General features: G+C 52.2%; 13 protein-coding genes and 1 other RNA gene. 13 read left to right on the top strand and 1 reads right to left on the bottom strand.

Going from position 1 to position 17686, the window contains the following annotated elements; translation table 11 throughout:
• Positions 1-2: 2 nt before the first annotated feature.
• The gene (locus UCI88_RS09210; RefSeq protein ID WP_256179925.1) at positions 3-1157 is read left to right on the top strand and encodes a toxic anion resistance protein; all 1155 of its coding nucleotides are present in this window, start codon (positions 3-5) and stop codon (positions 1155-1157) included.
• Positions 1158-1170: 13 nt separating this feature from the next.
• Here UCI88_RS09210 and UCI88_RS09205 read toward each other — a convergent pair whose 3' ends face one another.
• Positions 1171-1911, bottom strand: coding sequence for an HAD hydrolase family protein (locus tag UCI88_RS09205; protein WP_256179924.1), 741 nt, complete (start codon positions 1909-1911; stop codon positions 1171-1173).
• A 198-nt stretch (positions 1912-2109) separates the two neighbouring features.
• Here UCI88_RS09205 and tkt point away from each other — a divergent pair, with 198 nt between their 5' ends.
• The 12 genes from tkt to rny all read left to right on the top strand — a co-directional run bounded on the left by tkt (position 2110) and on the right by rny (position 17666).
• A complete protein-coding gene (tkt, locus tag UCI88_RS09200) occupies positions 2110-4101 on the top strand; it encodes a transketolase (RefSeq protein WP_256179923.1) in 1992 nt (663 codons plus the stop codon).
• Positions 4102-4252: 151 nt separating this feature from the next.
• Positions 4253-4430, top strand: a non-coding RNA gene (ssrS, locus tag UCI88_RS09195) — 6S RNA.
• 79 nt (positions 4431-4509) lie between these two features.
• Positions 4510-5829 carry a replication-associated recombination protein A gene (locus tag UCI88_RS09190; protein ID WP_044503258.1) on the top strand — a complete coding sequence of 440 codons (1320 nt, stop codon included), beginning with the start codon at positions 4510-4512 and terminating at the stop codon, positions 5827-5829.
• A gap of 24 nt (positions 5830-5853) precedes the next feature.
• Complete coding sequence (locus UCI88_RS09185; protein ID WP_256179922.1) at positions 5854-8367, top strand: FtsK/SpoIIIE family DNA translocase; 2514 nt, start codon at positions 5854-5856, stop codon at positions 8365-8367.
• Between the two features lie 71 nt (positions 8368-8438).
• Entirely contained in the window at positions 8439-8840 is a 402-nt protein-coding gene (locus tag UCI88_RS09180) for a helix-turn-helix domain-containing protein (RefSeq protein WP_081651679.1), read from the top strand.
• A gap of 12 nt (positions 8841-8852) precedes the next feature.
• Positions 8853-10727, top strand: a complete 1875-nt coding sequence (locus UCI88_RS09175; protein WP_256179921.1) for a YgiQ family radical SAM protein — start codon at positions 8853-8855, stop codon at positions 10725-10727.
• Positions 10728-10732: 5 nt separating this feature from the next.
• Entirely contained in the window at positions 10733-11776 is a 1044-nt protein-coding gene (locus UCI88_RS09170; protein ID WP_256179920.1) for an ABC transporter substrate-binding protein, read from the top strand.
• Between the two features lie 6 nt (positions 11777-11782).
• Positions 11783-13117, top strand: a complete 1335-nt coding sequence (gene rimO, locus UCI88_RS09165; protein WP_256179919.1) for a 30S ribosomal protein S12 methylthiotransferase RimO — start codon at positions 11783-11785, stop codon at positions 13115-13117.
• Between the two features lie 15 nt (positions 13118-13132).
• Positions 13133-14389: a competence/damage-inducible protein A gene (locus UCI88_RS09160; RefSeq protein ID WP_065359679.1), complete on the top strand. Its 1257-nt coding sequence runs from the start codon at positions 13133-13135 to the stop codon at positions 14387-14389.
• Between the two features lie 12 nt (positions 14390-14401).
• Positions 14402-15478 (top strand): recombinase RecA, encoded by a 1077-nt coding sequence (gene recA, locus UCI88_RS09155; RefSeq protein WP_256179917.1) that lies wholly within the window; start codon positions 14402-14404, stop codon positions 15476-15478.
• A complete protein-coding gene (locus tag UCI88_RS09150; RefSeq protein WP_044503252.1) occupies positions 15479-15913 on the top strand; it encodes a regulatory protein RecX in 435 nt (144 codons plus the stop codon).
• A 208-nt stretch (positions 15914-16121) separates the two neighbouring features.
• Positions 16122-17666 carry a ribonuclease Y gene (gene rny, locus UCI88_RS09145; protein WP_407944389.1) on the top strand — a complete coding sequence of 515 codons (1545 nt, stop codon included), beginning with the start codon at positions 16122-16124 and terminating at the stop codon, positions 17664-17666.
• Positions 17667-17686 lie beyond the last annotated feature (20 nt).

The following is a 17686-nucleotide window of genomic DNA, read 5'->3' as shown; positions in this document are numbered from 1 at the left end:
TTATGGCGGAGATTAATTTGAACGACCTTTTGGATAAAAAACAGTCCGATGAGGGCACTCCCAAAAGCTATGAAAAGAAGGAACTGGTCAATTTTAATCGTCAGGTGGAAACGCTTACAGCCGAAGAACGGAAACAAGTCGATACCATCAAAGAGTCGATAAACTTGGTAACGGCCAATGCCATTGCCCAATACGGCATTGCTGCCCAAAACAATATCGCGTCTTTCTCCAACAGCATCTTATCGACCGTAAAGAGTACTGATCAGACGGCAGCCGGTGACCTTCTCAACGACCTGGTAAAGAAAGTTCACGATTTTGAAGAAGAACAAGATGGCCCTAAGGGATTCTTGGCGAATATCCCTGTCGTCGGGTCCTTATTTAAAAAGGTGCCGGCATTGCAGCAGTCTTATTTGACCTTGTCGGCTCAGATCGACAATATTCAGGCCGGTCTCGACAAGCAGAAGATGATCCTCATGAAGGACGTAGCCATGTTCGACGGGCTGTACGATAAGAATTTGGAATATTTTAAGCAGCTCCAGCTCTACATCCAGGCCGGGGAAGAAAAAATTCAGGAATTGAATGAAACGACGATTCCTCAATTGGAAGCCCAGGCTCAGGCCTCAGACAACCCGATGGCGACACAGGTTGTCCAGGATTTTAAAAATTCTGTCAGCCGCTTTGAAAAGAAGGTTCATGACCTGAAAATCAGTAAGACCATTGCCATTCAGACGGCGCCGCAGATCCGGATCATCCAGGACAATGACAAAATCCTCGTCGATCGGATTCAGAGTGCTATTTATAATACGATCCCCCTGTGGAAGAACCAGATGATCCTGGCCCTCGGTCTTAGTCGGCAGAAGGAAGCCCTCCAGATGCAGCAGGCTGTGTCCAATACGACGAATGACCTCTTAAAGCGCAATGCCGCCATGCTCAAGCAGAATTCTCATGACACGGCCGTTGAAAATGAACGGGCCATCGTCGATATCGAAACGGTAAAACAGGTCAATGACGATTTGATTGCTACCATTGAAGATACGCTTCGCATTCAAAGTGAAGGCCGTCAGAAGCGGCAGGCAGCCGAACAGGAACTGCTTCAGATCGAAGACCGGCTGAAAGATGCACTCCTTAAAGGGGCCGGCCGGAACGATCCCTTATAACCAGCCGAATTTTTTACAGGCCTTTAAAATGCCGCCCTTGTCGTGGTCGTCTGTGATATAGTCGGCTCGCTCTTTGAGGGCCTCCCGGGCTGCCCATGGCGATGGCGAAGAATGGCTTTTCGAACATGGTGATGTCGTTGAATCCGTCACCGAATACGACGGCGTCCTCCGGCTTTCCGCCGACGCGGGACAGCATGCGCAGGATGCCGCGGCGCTTATCCGTCGGTTCGATGAGGTATGTATGGTCGATATATTCCAAGTGAGGCAGACCGTATGAATCGGGTTCATCATCTTTTTTCTCCGGCCGGGCGTACATGATTTTATAGACCGTCGTCAACTCGTCGATATCGATGGGTTTGACGACGGTTTTCATATAGTTGCGCGGGTCGGCGTGAGGAAAGGTCTCATAGGGGGTGTAACGATGGATCGTGTTGTCGGTGACGACGGCCCAGGCAAAGCCGCGCCGATCCAATTCGTGTAAAAGGGATTTGCAGTTTTCAAGGGGAAGGCCGGTCATTTCGAACACGTCTCCGTTTAAGGACAAGCTGTTGCCGCCGTCGGCTACGACGGCCGGTATCCCATAGCGGTCGGCAAAGGTCTGAGCATCGTGCTGTAATCTTCCCGAGGCGATGGATACAAAATGGCCGGCCTTCATGAGGCGGCGCAGGCAATAGAGGCTGTCAGCCGGAATGATGCTTGAAATTCCAAGACCCAGGGTCCCGTCAATGTCAAAGAAAAAGTATTTTTTAGTCATGATCCTATCCTTTCTATGCGAAATATACAGGCCTTTTTATTATAGCATAATTCTTTTTGGCTATCCTAAATGACAGCCAAGCGAATGAATTCATATTCGAAAAGACATTTTGCCATTGACAGGACAGTCCTTTTTTTACATAATAAAGTGTAAATGTTTATTTATATTTAACGAACCTAAAAAGGAGCGATTTGACTAATGAGCACCATTGATACGACTTGTGTAAATGCCATTCGTGTATTGTCGGCGGATGCAATCCAAAAGGCAAATTCCGGCCATCCCGGACTGCCCTTGGGGGCTGCTCCGATTGCCTATGAACTTTGGGCAAATCACATGAACCACAATGCAAAAGACCCGAAATGGGCGAACCGGGACCGCTTTATCCTCTCAGCAGGCCACGGCTCGATGCTGCTGTATTCGCTGCTTCACTTGTATGGCTACGGCCTTACCCTGGATGATATTAAGCAGTTCCGTCAAGACGGCTCCTTGACACCGGGCCATCCGGAATATGCCCATACGACCGGCGTTGAAGCTACGACGGGTCCTCTCGGTGCAGGCCTTGGCATGGCTGTCGGCATGGCTATGGCCGAAGCTCATTTGGCGGCTGTTTTCAATAAACCGGACTATCCCGTCGTCGACCACTACACCTTTGCTCTTTGCGGCGACGGCTGCCTGATGGAAGGCATTTCGTCCGAAGCCCTTTCTTTGGCCGGAACCCTCGGTCTGTCCAAGTTGGTCATCCTCTATGACAGCAACAATATTTCCATTGAAGGCAACACGGATCTGGCCTTCACGGAAAATGTCCAGGCCCGCATGGCTGCTTTCGGCTTCCAGACGATTACTGTCGAAGACGGAACGGACACGGCTGTTATCGGCAAAGCTATCGAAGAAGCAAAAGCCGATAAAGAACATCCGTCGTTCATTACCATTAAGACCCAGATCGGTTACGGCTGCCCGGCTAAACAGGGTTCTGCCGATGCTCATGGCTCGCCTCTCGGCGAAGAAAACGTCGTCGCTATGAAGAAAAACCTCAACTGGCCGAAGCCGGAAGAAACCTTCTACGTTCCCGACGAAGTCTATGCACATTATGAAGAACTGAGCAAAAAAGCAGCAGCTGCTGAAAGTGATTGGCAGAAACTGTTCGACGCTTACGCTGCAGCCTTCCCGGATATGAAGGCTAAATGGGATGCTTACCATTCCGATATCGATGCCAACGCCCTCTTAAACGATGAAGAATTCTGGGCTTATGAAGATAAACCGCAGGCAACGCGCAGCCTGTCCGGCACGATGATCAACCGCTTGAAAGATCGTATGCCGCAGCTCTTTGGCGGCAGTGCTGACCTGGCTCCGTCGAACAAGACGGAAATGAAGGGCGAAGGTTCCTTCAGCAAAGCCGATTACAGCGGCCGCAACATCCACTTCGGTGTCCGCGAACTGGCTATGGGTGCCATGACCAACGGTCTTGCCCTCCACGGCGGCGTTCGCCCCTATGCCGGTACCTTCTTCGTATTCAGTGATTACATGAAACCGATGATCCGCTTGGCTGCCCTCATGGGACTTCCGACGACGTACGTCCTGACCCACGACAGCATCGGCGTCGGCGAAGACGGCCCGACACATGAACCGATTGAACAGCTGGCTATGCTGCGCTCCATTCCCAACGTCAACGTCTTCCGTCCGGCCGATGCTACGGAAACGGCTGCCGGTTGGTATTTGGCTGTTACCAGCCAGAAGACGCCGACGGCTTTGGTCCTCACGCGTCAGAACCTGCCGCAGCTTTCCGGCAGCAGTAAAGATGCTTTGAAGGGTGCTTACGTCATTGCCGACGCTTCGAAAGCCGTTCCCGATGCCATCATCATGGCCAGCGGCTCTGAAGTTGAATTGGCTGTCAACGCTAAAGCAGAACTGGCTAAGGCCGGTATCGATGTCCGCGTCGTCAGCATGCCCTGCCTCGAACTCTTCGAACAGCAGGATGAAGCCTATAAAGAACAGGTACTCCCGAAAGCCGTACGGGCCCGTGTCGCTGTAGAAGCCGCTTCCGATTTCGGTTGGGGCAAATACGTCGGCCTCGACGGTGCTACGGTTTCCATGAAGTCCTTCGGTGCTTCGGCCCCGGCAGGCACACTGTTCAAAAAATTCGGCTTCACGACAGAAAATGTCGTCGAAACGGTTAAAAAGGTTGTAAAATAAGACCGATTTTCATCGGTGTCATAAAGTCGTTAACAGGTCCTTCCGGGCCCTGCTAAGGTCTTGAAAAGGGGATGCTGTATGGGCAGCAGCCCCTTTTCACATTGTCAAGGCTTGATTTTTCTTGAGTATTTTATTATACTATGTACAAGAAGAAACCCTACTGTGTACGTAAATGGTCTCGATGTTTTGAACCAACACTTTTTACATTGGGAGTTCGGTCTCTATATTGCGAGGCAATGCCTTCACTGGACTGTCGACCCATATAGGAGGACACCCACCTGCTTAGGCAGGCTCAAAACTCGGTTTATAAACGGCATGGTGGGGCTCTTTTCTTGTTCACGAATGTATGTATGTTTCCGCCGCTAAGAACCTCTTGGCGGCGTTCTATTTAGTCTGGAGAGCAAACAAATGAGCGGAGACGATTTATTTTCCATGGCCGATGAACGGAGCGGCAGGGAGTATGCGCCGCTGGCCGTCCGCATGCGGCCTGAATCATTGGATGACGTCTATGGACAGGATGAATTGATAGGTCCGGGGAGTTTCCTTCGGATGATGATCGAACGGGATACGATTCCGTCGCTCTTGTTCTATGGCCCGTCCGGCGTCGGTAAGACGACGCTGGCCCATGTCATCGCAACGGAAACGGACAGCCGCTTTGTGACCTTGAATGCCGTAACCGCCGGGACGGCAGAGCTGCGAAAAGTGATTGCAGCTGCCAAGGAAGCGGTTCATTTATATCAAAAGCGGACGATTCTCTTTATCGATGAAATCCACCGCTTCAATAAGAGTCAGCAAGACGTGCTCCTGCCTTATGTCGAAGACGGGACGGTCATTTTGGTCGGGGCCACGACGGAAAATCCTTATTTTGAAGTCAACCGACCTTTATTATCCCGGCTGCGGGTCATTTCCCTTCAGCCCTTGTCAGAACAGGCCGTCGTGTCTGTGCTGCGCAGGGCCCTGACCGATACGGTGAAGGGATTGGGAAACCTCGGCATTGAAGGCAGCGACGAAATGCTGGGAACCATTGCCCGCCTGGCTGATCGCGATGCCCGCGTCGGCCTTAATCTGTTGGAACAGGTTGCCATGGTCGTTCCTGTCGGCGGGAAGTTGACACAGGAAGCCATCGAAAAAGTAGCCGGTCATAAGGTGTATACCTATGATAAGAAAGGCGATGCCCATTATGATACGGTATCGGCCTTTATAAAAAGCATGCGCGGTTCTGATCCCGATGCGGCCCTGCATTACCTGGCCCGCATGATCGAAGCCGGCGAGCAGCCGTCCTTTATTGCCCGCCGCCTGGTCATCTGTGCTGCTGAAGACGTCGGCCTTGCCGATCCCCAGGCCTTGGTCATCGCCAATGCAGCGGCCCAAGCCGTTCAATTTGTCGGCTGGCCTGAAGGACGGATCATCTTGTCGGAAGCCGTCATCTATGTTGCCTGTGCACCCAAGAGCAACAGCGCTTACCTTGCTGTCGATGCGGCCCTCAGCGATGTGCGCCGTAAAGACTGCGGCGACATTCCGGCTCATTTGCGGGACAGTCATTACAGCGGAGCCGCCAAGTTGGGGCACGGTATAAATTATCAGTATCCTCACGATTTTGACGGCGCCTGGGTCGATCAGCAGTATTTGCCGGAGGCCCTGAAAGGTGCGTCGTATTATCAGGAAAGACCTTATGGCCATGAAAAAGATATGGCCGCTGCCTGGCATAAACGCCGCAGTGACAAGTAATCTATTAGTGGAAGGTGAACTATTTTGGCAAACGGAAGGACCCCTAAAAGCCCCCGCCGCAAGCGGACGACCCGGCGGACTCGGACTGCCAAACGGGCAGAGAAGTCGCCCCTTTTAAAATATGAGATTATCGGTATTTTCTGCATCTTATTCGGCGTCTTCGCGACCGTCGGGTTTATGGGCATCGATACCGGTCGTATCGGACATAATGTGGACAATGTCTTATCGTATATCTTTGGCTTGGGACGGATTGTTGTCAGCCTGTCTTTGGTCGTTCTGGGGCTGAAGTATATTGTCGTTCGCAAGGCCTGCCCCGTATCGCGGTCCTGGCTCATCGGCACTTGGATTTATGTGCTCCTTTTGGGGCTTATTCATTTGTTGGTCATTCCGGAAGGGACGGAATTCCTGCCGTCCAGCTTGTCTGTCGGAGGAGGTATCATCGGGGCCGTCGTATCCTCGGTGCTGCAGCAGTTTCTCGGCTTTTTTGGGGCCTTTATGGCCATTGTGGGAGCGGCTATCGTTACCTTTCTGATTTGGAAGAATTGGTCGATTTCTCAACCTGTAGCCGTCGTAGCCGATAAGGCCGGCCAGGAAGCGGCCCGCGTTTCCGGAAAAGCCGTCGAAGGCCTGCAGGATGCCTCCCAGTCCCTGCGCCAATGGCATGAAAAGCGGAAGATTTTCGATTTTCAAGCTCTTGATCAGGCTCCCAAGGAAGAGCCGGACAAGGCACCGACTGCCGTTCCGGAAGCACAGACCGAGGGCATTCAGATTTCCGATGCCCGGGATCTTGGAAACGGTGTGGAAGAAGTCAGCTTTGATTCTCGTCCTATCGAGGAAAACCTGTCTTCAGAAGAGGCAGATGATTATTGGGATAACATCCTTGAACAGGGCGTAGACGATATGGAAGAGGCTCCCGATTACAGTCAGATCCATGAAACCGTCGTTTCCGATGCGGAACCGACGGCGCACGACGTTCAGCCGACCAAGGCTCCGTCCTTAGCCGAAGAACGGGATGTCCTCAGTCACGATATGGACGATATCAAACCGATTGAAGTCGAACAGAGCAGTGTGGCTGTCGAACTCAGTGATGAAGGCAGCAGTGCTGTGCCTAAAGCGGAGGGCAAGAAACTGTACCGCCTGCCGTCTGTTTCCATTCTGAAGCCAGGTCCCCAACATACGGTCGGTCTCAGTGACGAAGTTCGGGAAAATGCTGCTATTTTAAAAGAAACCCTGCAGAGCTTCAACATCGATGCCAAGATTTTAAATGCCAGCCAGGGGCCGTCCATTACACGCTATGAACTGGAACCGGCTGCCGGTGTCAAGGTCAGTAAAATTGTCCACTTGGCCGATGACATTGCCCTTAAATTGGCAGCGACGGATATCCGTATCGAAGCGCCGATTCCCGGCAAGGCTGCCGTTGGCATTGAAGTGCCGAATAAGAAACTGACCGGCGTCAACCTGCGCGACGTCATCGAAAGTGAAACCTTCCAAAAGGCCGCAAGAGGCGTTCCTGTCTGCTTGGGGAAAGATATTGCCGGCAATCCCATCGTAGCCGATTTGACCAAGATGCCGCACCTTCTGGTGGCAGGGTCTACGGGTTCCGGGAAGAGTGTCTGCATCAATACCTTCATTGCCAGCATCCTCTTTAAGCAGCGGCCGGAAGATGTAAAATTGATCCTCATCGATCCGAAAGTCGTTGAATTATCAAACTACAACGGAATTCCTCATTTGCTGACCCCGGTCGTGACCGATCCCAAGAAGGCTGCCAGTGTCCTGCGCTGGGCCGTTCGCGAAATGGATGACCGTTACAAGCGATTTGCCCTCACCCATACGAGGGATATTTCTCGTTATAACGAACTTCATCCTGAGGAAACGATGCCCTTTATCGTCATCATCATCGACGAATTGGCTGACCTCATGATGATGGCCTCCGATGACGTCGAAAAGTCGATCATCCGCCTGGGCCAGAAAGCCCGTGCCTGCGGCATGCACTTAGTCCTGGCCACGCAGCGTCCGTCGGTAGACGTCCTGACCGGCCTTATTAAGGCCAATGTGCCCAGCCGTATTGCCTTTGCCGTATCGAGTCAGGTCGATTCTCGGACGATCCTGGACATGGCCGGCGCCGATAAACTCATCGGTAAAGGGGATATGCTCTTTTATCCGCTCGGTGCTTCCAAACCGCTTCGCGTCCAAGGAGCCTTTATTTCCGATTCGGAAATCGACGAGATGGTCGAATTTATCAAGGGGCAGGACGGACCTCATTACGACGAGTCGGTCCAAAAGGCACAGTCTGAAAACGCCGAAGACAGCGTCGATTTTTTTGAAGATGACCTCATGCGTCAGGCCATCGATATGGTTCTCGAGACCGGCCAGGCTTCAACGTCTATGCTCCAGCGCCGCTTCCGCATCGGCTATACGCGGGCTGCCCGCATGATCGATATGATGGAAGCTATGCACATCGTCGGCCCCAATAACGGCAGTAAGCCGCGGGATATTTTGATGACTGCCGACGAAGTCCAACAGAAGTATTTGGGCTGAACCCCTGTACCCTTTGTCGTATCTGTTATATAATAAAGGATACGATTATAGTAAATAGGGAGAGAAAGACAGTGAAGGAATCTTCGATCGGTGACGTATTACGATTAGCGAGAGAACAACAGGGTCTGACCTTACAAGACGTATCGGAGGCCCTCAATATAAAGCGGGAATACTTGGAAGCCTTGGAAGCCAATGAATATGATGCCATTCCCGGCGCCGTATTCGTCAAAGGCTTTATCCGAAACTACGGCAATTTTTTGGAACTGGACGGCATTGCCTTGGTCCAAGAATATAAGGCCTCCGTTGAAGAACGGACGCCAAGACCCGAAGTGCGGACCATCGTTCCTGCCAAACATCAAAAAAATAGGAAAGACAGTAAGAAGAAAAAGACGCGGCAGGGAAATTGGCCGGAAATTACGATTGTGGCCGGCATCATCATTTTTCTGTTGCTCATCATTTGGATTTTAATGTAAATAAGGAGCCATATGCGCGAGAATTTCTTAGTAACCAGTCGGGAAGATATGAAAAGACGCGGCTGGGATCAACTTGATTTTGTCTACATCAATGGCGACGCCTATGTCGATCACCCCGGTTTTGCCGCAGCCCTTATCGGCCGCGTCCTCGAAAGCCGGGGCTATCGTGTCGGCCTGATTTCCCAGCCTGACTGGCACAGTGCAGACGCCTTTAAAGCCTTAGGCCGTCCGCGGCTGGCCGCTTTGATTACGGCAGGCAACCTCGATTCCATGCTCAATGAAAAGACGGCGGCTCGAAAGTTCCGCAGTCGCGACAGTTATTCACCGGGTGGGGAAACGGGGCATCGGCCGGAACGGGCGACGATTGTCTATGCCAATCGCATGCGCGAGGCCTATAAAGACGTGCCCCTCATCATCGGCGGTATCGAGGCCAGCCTGCGCCGCTTTGCTCATTATGACTACTGGTCCGATAAGGTGCGCCACTCGATACTCCTCGACAGCAAGGCCGATATCCTCAGTTATGGCATGGGGGAACACTCCATTGTAGAAATCGCCGATGCCCTGGCTGAAGGTAAGTCCGTCGCTGAGATGTACGACATCCGCGGCATCTGCTACGTGACCGGGAAACCGCCTATTTCGGACAAGACCGTCGTCTGCCCGTCTTATGAAGAGGTCCGGGCCGATAAAGCGGCTTTTGCCAAGGCTTTTAAAATGCAGTATGAAGAGCAGGATCCTTTTTACGGAAAGACCATCATCCAGCCGTCAGAAAACCGCTTCGTCGTCCAGACGCCGCCGGCACTGCCCCTTTCGACGGAAGAGATGGATGCCATTTACGAGCTGCCCTTTCAGCGTCGCTGGCATCCTGATTACGATGCTGCCGGTGGGGTTCCGGCTTTGCAGGAAGTACAGTTCAGCCTGACCAGTCAGCGCGGCTGTTTCGGCCACTGTCATTTCTGCGCCATTGCCAGCCACCAGGGACGCATCATCCAGCACCGCAGCCAGGAATCCCTCGTTCGCGAGACCGAACGGATGACGAAGCTTCCGGGCTTTAAAGGCTATATCCACGACGTCGGCGGTCCGACGGCCAACTTTCGTCACGTGGCTTGTCAAAAGCAACTGACTGACGGCGTCTGCCGCAATCGCCACTGTATCGGCAGTGAAACCTGTCAGAACCTCAATACGTCCCATGACGATTATCTGCAGCTCCTGCGGAAAATTCGTCATGTAAAAGGCGTGAAGAAGGTCTTCGTTCGCTCCGGCCTTCGCTATGATTACGTATTGGCCGACGGCAACAAAGAATTCGTTAAAGAACTCTGCCAGTATCACGTCAGCGGTCAGCTGAAAGTCGCGCCGGAACACGTCGTCAAACACGTGACCGACCTCATGGGAAAGGCCGATGTCAACGCATTTCTGACCTTTAAGGACTGGTTCGATGAAGCCAATCGGGAACTGGGCAAGAAACAGTACTTGGTCCCCTATTTCATGTCCAGTCATCCGGGCTGTACCTTAAAAGATGCCGTAGCCCTGGCCGAATTTCTGCGGGACATGCATATGCAGCCTGAACAGGTCCAGGATTTTATCCCGACGCCGGGCAGTTTGTCGACGGCCATGTATTATACCGGTATCAATCCCTTGACCGGGCAAAAGGTCTACGTGGCTCGCAGGGCAGAAGAAAAGCAGATGCAGCGGGCCCTTATGCAGTACAAGAACCCGGCGAATTATGATATTGTCTATAAGGCCTTATGCCTGGCGGGCCGTCGTGACCTCATCGGTTACGGGCCGAAGTGCCTCATTGCACCACGGCGTCATCAAAGTCAGTCAGGCCGTCCGCCTGTCCGTTCCGGACAAAGGCGGAAGGATTTGAATCGAACTAGAAAATTCAGGTGAATACAATGAAGAAATACGTGCCTTTTGTCGTGCTCAGCGTCTTCGTCATCTTACTGTTGGGTCTGGCGTGGCCCATCTTGATGAAGCACCAGCAGGAAGAAGCACAACGGGCTTATGAAGCCGGCCGTCATCTCGTCATCTTTTCGGATTTGCCCCAGGATGTCAATGACGGTTTGGCCCGAGAATTTTATAAGCAGAAGCATTTGCGGGTGCAGATTTATTCTAAGACCGACAGCGATATGCGCCAGTCGCTGGGGAATATCAACGGTCCTAAGCCGGATATCCTCATCGCTTCGGAAGATGATTTGCGCACGCAAAAGCAAAATGGCATTCTCCAGCCGTATGAGTCGGCCTATACCGACAATATCCCGTCGTCCATGAAAGATGTCGATGGCATGTGGAGCGGTTTATGGTACAATCCGATGGTCTTTGTCGTCAGTCGATCTTATTATGAACGGCGAGGCCAGCTCCTTTCTACTTGGGATGACCTGTTGACCGATCCTCAGATGCTGCTGGCCTTTCCGGACCTGGCTGCCATGGATATGGCCGGCGAATTCCTCTGTTCTTTCGTAGAGATGAAGGGCCTCGATGAAAGTGAACGCTACCTGCGTGCCTTGCAAAGTCACGTCGCTTCCTATTCGAAATCGATGTCGGTTAACGTCCGCCGCGTTGCCAGCGGGGAAGCCGATATCGGCGTAGCCGATGCTTCGTCTGCCACGCAGTATCGAAATGACGGAGCGCCTATTTATATCATCTATCCCCAAGACGGTACGTCGTACTGGCTGACGGGGATAGCTGTCACTAATTGGTGCGAAGACGGAGAATTAGCCAATGCTTTTGCCGATTGGATCTATTCTCCGGAGGCTAATGCCGTCTTACAGCAAAAGCACATTTTCATGAGCGATGCCCTGCCGCAGGCTCAGCCTGAGCTCGATGCCAACGGACGGGGACTCGTCTTATTCCCGGTAAAAAAATTATATTCTGATGAAGGCCGCCGCAGCTTACAGTCATGGTGGATCAAATCAATTCGCTTCGGAAAGGAAAAATAACGATACATGGAAAAGATCGGATTTGTCAGCTTAGGCTGTTCTAAAAATCTCATCGATACAGAAGTCATGCTGGGCATCCTCCGCGACCGCCACATGGAGATCACAGAGGATCTCTCCCAGTCTGACATTATTATCGTCAATACCTGTACCTTTATTGAAAAGGCAAAGCAGGAATCCATCGATACCATCTTGCAGGCAGCCCGCTATAAAACGGAGGGCAACTGCAAGATTCTCATCGTAACGGGCTGCCTCAGCCAGCAGTATAAAGAAGAACTGATGAAGGAAATGCCGGAAATCGACGCCCTCTTGGGTACCGGTTCATGGGACCGCATCTGGGAAGCCATCGATACCGTCAAAAAGGGCCGTAAAGCCTGCTTCATCGACGATGTCAGTCATTTGTACGATCAGCATACGAGCCGCATGCGGACGACGCCGACGTATAGTGCCTATGTAAAAATCGGCGAAGGCTGCAACAACGGCTGCTCTTTCTGCATTATTCCTCACGTTCGGGGGAAATTGTACAGTCGTCCCATCGAATCGATTGTAGCTGAAGTGCAGCAGCTGGCTGCCGACGGCGTAAAGGAAATCAACCTCATCGCCCAGGATACGACGAGTTACGGCGTCGATATTGCCGGCCATTCCCTGCTGCCGGATCTCCTGCGTAAATTGGTTCCCATCGAAGGCATCCGCTGGATCCGTCTGTTCTATCTCTATCCCCATTACTTTACGGATGAATTGATGGATCTCATCGTGAAGGAAGATAAAATCTGTCCCTATGTCGATTTGCCGCTCCAACACATTGCCGAACCGGTCCTGCGCCGCATGAACCGCCGCGATTCGGAAGACGATGTGCGCCGCCTCATTAAAAAACTGTGCAGTCACGGCCGCAAGCTTACCCTGCGCTCGACCTTTATCGTCGGGTTCCCCGGTGAAACGGAAGCTGAATTCCAAGCTCTCTGCGACTTTGTAAAGGAAACGGAATTTGATGACGTCGGCGTCTTTACCTATTCTCAGGAAGAAGGGACGCCGGCGGCCACCATGGACGGCCAGATCCCGAAAGAGATAAAAGAAGAACGTTATCACCAGCTCATGGCCATCCAGGCCAAGGTGTCGGAAATCCGCAACCAAGAACTGGAAGGTTCGGTGCATACGATGTTAGTCGAAAAAGTAGAACAAGAAAAAGGTGTGACCCAAGCCGTCGGACGCATTGAAATCCAGGCGCCCGATGTCGATGGCCTGACCTATTTGGAAGATGCCGAGGGTGTACAGCCCGGGGACATGATCCCGGTCCGCATTGCCCAGGGCTTTGCCTATGATCTCGTGGCTGAACGGCTCGATTAACCGAGGTGATTGGGAATGATAGTAGAACTTGTTACGACGGGCTCTGAATTATTGCTGGGTGAAATTACCAATTATAATTCGGCCTACTTATCGAAACAGCTCAATGAAATGGGATACTTCGTCGTCTATCATACGACGGTCGGCGATAACCCGAAGCGTATGAAAGACGTCTTGAAGACGGCCCTTTCCCGGGCCGATATCGTCATTACGACGGGCGGTCTCGGGCCGACACAAGGCGACATGACCAAGATTATCGGTGCCGAATTGATGAATTGCCCCCTGGTTTATGACCCGGCCATTGCCGATGCGGTCCAAGCCTGGGTGACAGCCCATCACGGTACGGTGACGATGACCGAAAACCAGAAGCGTCAGGCCATGATTCCTGAAGGCGCTGATGTCTTTGACAACGAGGCCGGCACTGCGCCGGGCGTTGCCATGCAGGGCGGTGGTAAGACATTGGTCCACTTGCCGGGACCGCCCAGTGAAATGCGATGGATGTATGAAAATCGGCTGAAACCATGGCTTCTTCAGACTTTTGGCAGCCAAGGGTCCATCCGCTCTCTCTATATCAAGATTTATGATATGGGTGAAGCTTTTATTGAAGAACGGCTGATGGATCTCGTCAAAGACCAGTCGAATCCGACCTTGGCCATGTACGCCCGCCCGGGATTCGTCGAAGTCCGCCTCACGGCCCGCGCCGACAGTGAAGAACAGGCCGAGGAGCTTCTCTTACCGCTCGAAGAAGAAGTACGCCGCCGTCTCAATGACCAAATCGTCAGTTTTAATGATGAGACGATGGCTGACGTCCTGGGACGAGAAGTCCGTCAGGCGGGCTATATCGTCAGTGCGGCCGAATCCTGTACGGGAGGCTTGGTCGGGTCCCTTATTACCGATGTCCCCGGTGCTTCCGACTATTTTCGTGGTTCGGCCGGAACGTACTGCAATGAAATGAAAGAGAAACTCCTCGGTGTCTCTCATGAGACACTGGAACGATATACGGCCGTCAGCTCGGAAACCGCTGCTGAAATGGCGGACGGAAGCCGCCGCCTTTATGGGAGCGACATCGCTGTCAGCACGACGGGCATTGCCGGACCTGGCGGCGGTACGGAAGAACAGCCTGTAGGCCTTGTCTATACCGGCGTCAGCGGCCCTTGGGGGACTTTGGTCCACCGTGACGTCTATCACGGGGGCCGTGCTGAAATCAAGCGCCGAGCTGCCGTACGGGCCATCTATTATGTAGTGCGCTATCTTGTGAACCATAAAAACAAATAACCGTTAGGAGGAATGATTTTGGACGCGAAACAGACAGCACTTGAAAATGCAATGCGCAAGATTGAAAAAGACTTTGGTAAGGGCGCTATCATGCGCCTCGGCGACATTGCTGACAAGATGAACTTAGAAGTTATCTCCTCGGGTTCCCTGGCCGTCGACTTGGCCGTCGGCGTCGGCGGATATCCCCGGGGACGAGTCATTGAAATCTATGGCCCCGAATCGTCCGGGAAGACGACCCTGGCCCTGCACGCCATTGCGTCAGCCCAGAAGAACGGCGGCATTGCAGCCTTTATCGATGCTGAACACGCCCTCGATCCGGTCTATGCCCGCCATCTCGGCGTCGATACGAACGAGCTGCTCATTTCCCAGCCGGATAACGGCGAACAGGCCCTTGAAATTACGGAAGAACTCGTCCGTAGCGGCGCCGTTGACGTCATCGTCGTCGACTCCGTAGCCGCCTTGGTTCCGAAAGCCGAAATCGAAGGCGAAATGGGCGACTCCCACGTCGGCCTCCAGGCCCGCCTCATGAGCCAGGCTTTGCGTAAATTGACGGGGATCATTTCCAAGTCGAAGGCCATGGTCATCTTCATCAACCAGCTCCGTGAAAAAGTCGGCGTCATGTTCGGCAACCCGGAAACGACGACCGGCGGCCGGGCTTTGAAATTCTATGCCTCTATCCGCATGGAAATTCGTAAAGGGGAAGCTATCAAATCCGGCGGCGATGTCATCGGCAACCGAGCTCGGGTCAAAGTCGTCAAAAATAAAGTGGCACCGCCCTTTAAACACTGCGAATTCGATATCATGTACGGTCAGGGCATTTCCCGTGAAGGGACGGTCCTTGACTTGGGCACGTCCATGGATATTATTGAAAAGAGCGGCACCTGGTACTCTTACAAAGGAGAACGACTGGGACAAGGCAAGGAAAATGTCAAGATTTTCATGAAGGAACATCCGGAAATCACGGACGAAGTCGAAAAGATCATTCGCGATACCCTGGCGGCAGAACCGGAAAAATTCGACGATGTCATGGATGAAGAAATGATGGAATCGGCCGCTGAAGCCGTACCGGAAAGCGACGAAGCGGAATAAATGACCTATAGTGAGGCCTATGAAAAAGCCCTGCAGCTGCTCAATGTCCGCTTCTTAAGTGAAGGCGAACTGCGCACCAAGCTGCGGCGACGGGACGTCAGAGACGACGTCATCGACGAAGTAATGGCTATGCTGAAAGAGGAACACTTCATCGATGATGACCGCCTGGCTCGTCAGGTCTATGCCTATTATGTACGGAAAAAGCAGTACGGCCATCTGTATATCGCCAATTGCCTTCGACGCCGTCAACTGACGGTGCCGGACGATATTGAACGTCCTGATGAATACACCTTGGCAGAAAATCTTGCCGAGCGAAAGTTTTCCCGCCGGTACGATGAAAAGAGAAAGGCGGCGCGATATCTCCAATACCGCGGTTTTTCTCCCTCCGTCATCGCCGAAGTCATCGCTTCCTTTACGGTTGGCGACGAGGGTTGACAATCGGTCAAAATAGGGTCGGAGACGCCAAGTCCATCTTGACATTGATATGAAAAAAAATTACAATTAAAGGAGCCGGTTTGATACACTGGTCCATATTTTGCATAATTGTAGGTTTTTTGAACATGAAGTAAATTTTACATACTCATAAAAAAAGCCGGACGGTAAGTTCGGCTTTTTTTTGTGAAGGGGAGGTGAATTTGTTACTATGCTGACTACTACTATGGCTGCTGTCGTAGCCATTGTTTGTATCCTCATCGGCGTCGGTGCCGGTTATGTCTATCGCAAGAAAATTGCTGAAGGCAAAATCGGCCAGGCTGAAGTCGAAGCGCAGCGGATCATTGCCACAGCCCAGCAGAATGCGGAAGCTCGCAAAAAAGAACTGGTCCTTGAAGGCAAGGAAGAAATCCATAAACTGCGAAGCGATGCCGAGCGGGAGAACAAGGAACGTCGCACGGAATTACAGCGCTTTGAACGGCGTTTGATGCAAAAAGAAGAACATTTAGACAAAAAGTCCGATTCCATGGAAAAGAAGGAAGACGTCTTGCAGCGCAAAGAAGAAGAAGTGACGCGCATGCAGGAAAAAGTCGAAGCCATTCACGAACAGAAGATGGCCGAATTGGAACGGATTTCCGGCTTGACTTATGAAGATGCTAAAGAACTGCTTTTGAACAACGTTCAAAGTGAAGTAAAACATGAAACGGCACAGATGATCAAGATGCTTGAAGAACAGGCTCATGAAGAGGCCGAAAGCAAGGCTAGGGAAATTATTTCCGTGGCTATCCAACGCTGTGCTGCCGACCATGTCGCTGAAACGACGGTGTCTGTCGTGTCCCTGCCGAACGATGAAATGAAGGGCTGTATCATCGGCCGTGAAGGGCGAAACATCCGGGCTATTGAAATGCTCACCGGTGTCGACCTCATCATCGACGATACGCCGGAAGCCGTCATCTTGTCGTGCTTCGATCCGATCCGTCGGGAAATCGCCCGCATTGCCTTAGAAAAACTGATTGCCGACGGCCGTATTCATCCGGCACGGATTGAAGAAATGGTCGAAAAGGCTCGTAAAGAAATCAACCAGAAGATCCGCGAAGCCGGTGAACAGGCGACGTATGAAGCCGGGGTTCACGGACTCCATCCGGAACTCATTAAGATTCTCGGCCGCTTGCGCTACCGCACCAGCTATGGCCAGAATGTACTGCGCCATTCTATCGAAGTTTCCCAGCTGGCAGGCATTATGGCTGCTGAATTGGGGGTCGATGAAAAGCTGGCTAAGCGAGCCGGCTTGATTCACGATATCGGGAAAGCCTTGGACCACGAACTGGAAGGGACACACGTCTCTATCGGTGTCGAAATCGCCAAGAAATACGGCGAATCGAAGCTGGTTGTCAACGGCATTGCCGCCCATCACGGCGATGAAGAAGCACAGAGTGTGGAAGCCGTCTTGGTCGCTGCTGCTGACGCTGTATCGGCCGCTCGCCCGGGCGCCCGTCGGGAAACGTTGGAAAACTATCTGAAACGCTTGACGAAGCTCGAAGAAATTGCTGAGTCCTTTGATGGTGTCGAAGACTGCTTTGCCATCCAGGCCGGACGTGAAATCCGGGTCATGGTCAAACCGGATAAATTGGATGAATCCGATTGTGTCCTCTTGACCCATGACATCATTAAACGTATTGAAGCTGAACTGGAATATCCGGGACAGATTAAAGTTGTCGTCATTCGCGAAACGCGGATGGTCGATTATGCAAAATAACCTTATATGACTTGCAGGGC

It is taken from the genome of Megasphaera massiliensis (assembly GCF_036305205.1).
Lineage (GTDB): Bacteria > Bacillota > Negativicutes > Veillonellales > Megasphaeraceae > Megasphaera > Megasphaera massiliensis.
Note: the sequence above shows the minus strand (reverse complement) of the source record. Positions and strands in the feature narration are given on the sequence as shown.

Excerpts from the sequence above, each read along its gene's own strand:
- UCI88_RS09210 (WP_256179925.1), top strand. The coding sequence starts at position 3 with ATGGCGGAGATTAATTTGAACGACCTTTTGGATAAAAAACAGTCCGAT.
- UCI88_RS09205 (WP_256179924.1), bottom strand. The coding sequence starts at position 1,911 with ATGACTAAAAAATACTTTTTCTTTGACATTGACGGGACCCTGGGTCTT.
- tkt (WP_256179923.1), top strand. The coding sequence starts at position 2,110 with ATGAGCACCATTGATACGACTTGTGTAAATGCCATTCGTGTATTGTCG.
- UCI88_RS09190 (WP_044503258.1), top strand. The coding sequence starts at position 4,510 with ATGAGCGGAGACGATTTATTTTCCATGGCCGATGAACGGAGCGGCAGG.
- UCI88_RS09175 (WP_256179921.1), top strand. The coding sequence starts at position 8,853 with ATGCGCGAGAATTTCTTAGTAACCAGTCGGGAAGATATGAAAAGACGC.
- UCI88_RS09170 (WP_256179920.1), top strand. The coding sequence starts at position 10,733 with ATGAAGAAATACGTGCCTTTTGTCGTGCTCAGCGTCTTCGTCATCTTA.
- rimO (WP_256179919.1), top strand. The coding sequence starts at position 11,783 with ATGGAAAAGATCGGATTTGTCAGCTTAGGCTGTTCTAAAAATCTCATC.
- UCI88_RS09160 (WP_065359679.1), top strand. The coding sequence starts at position 13,133 with ATGATAGTAGAACTTGTTACGACGGGCTCTGAATTATTGCTGGGTGAA.
- recA (WP_256179917.1), top strand. The coding sequence starts at position 14,402 with ATGATTTTGGACGCGAAACAGACAGCACTTGAAAATGCAATGCGCAAG.
- UCI88_RS09150 (WP_044503252.1), top strand. The coding sequence starts at position 15,479 with ATGACCTATAGTGAGGCCTATGAAAAAGCCCTGCAGCTGCTCAATGTC.
- rny (WP_407944389.1), top strand. The coding sequence starts at position 16,122 with ATGCTGACTACTACTATGGCTGCTGTCGTAGCCATTGTTTGTATCCTC.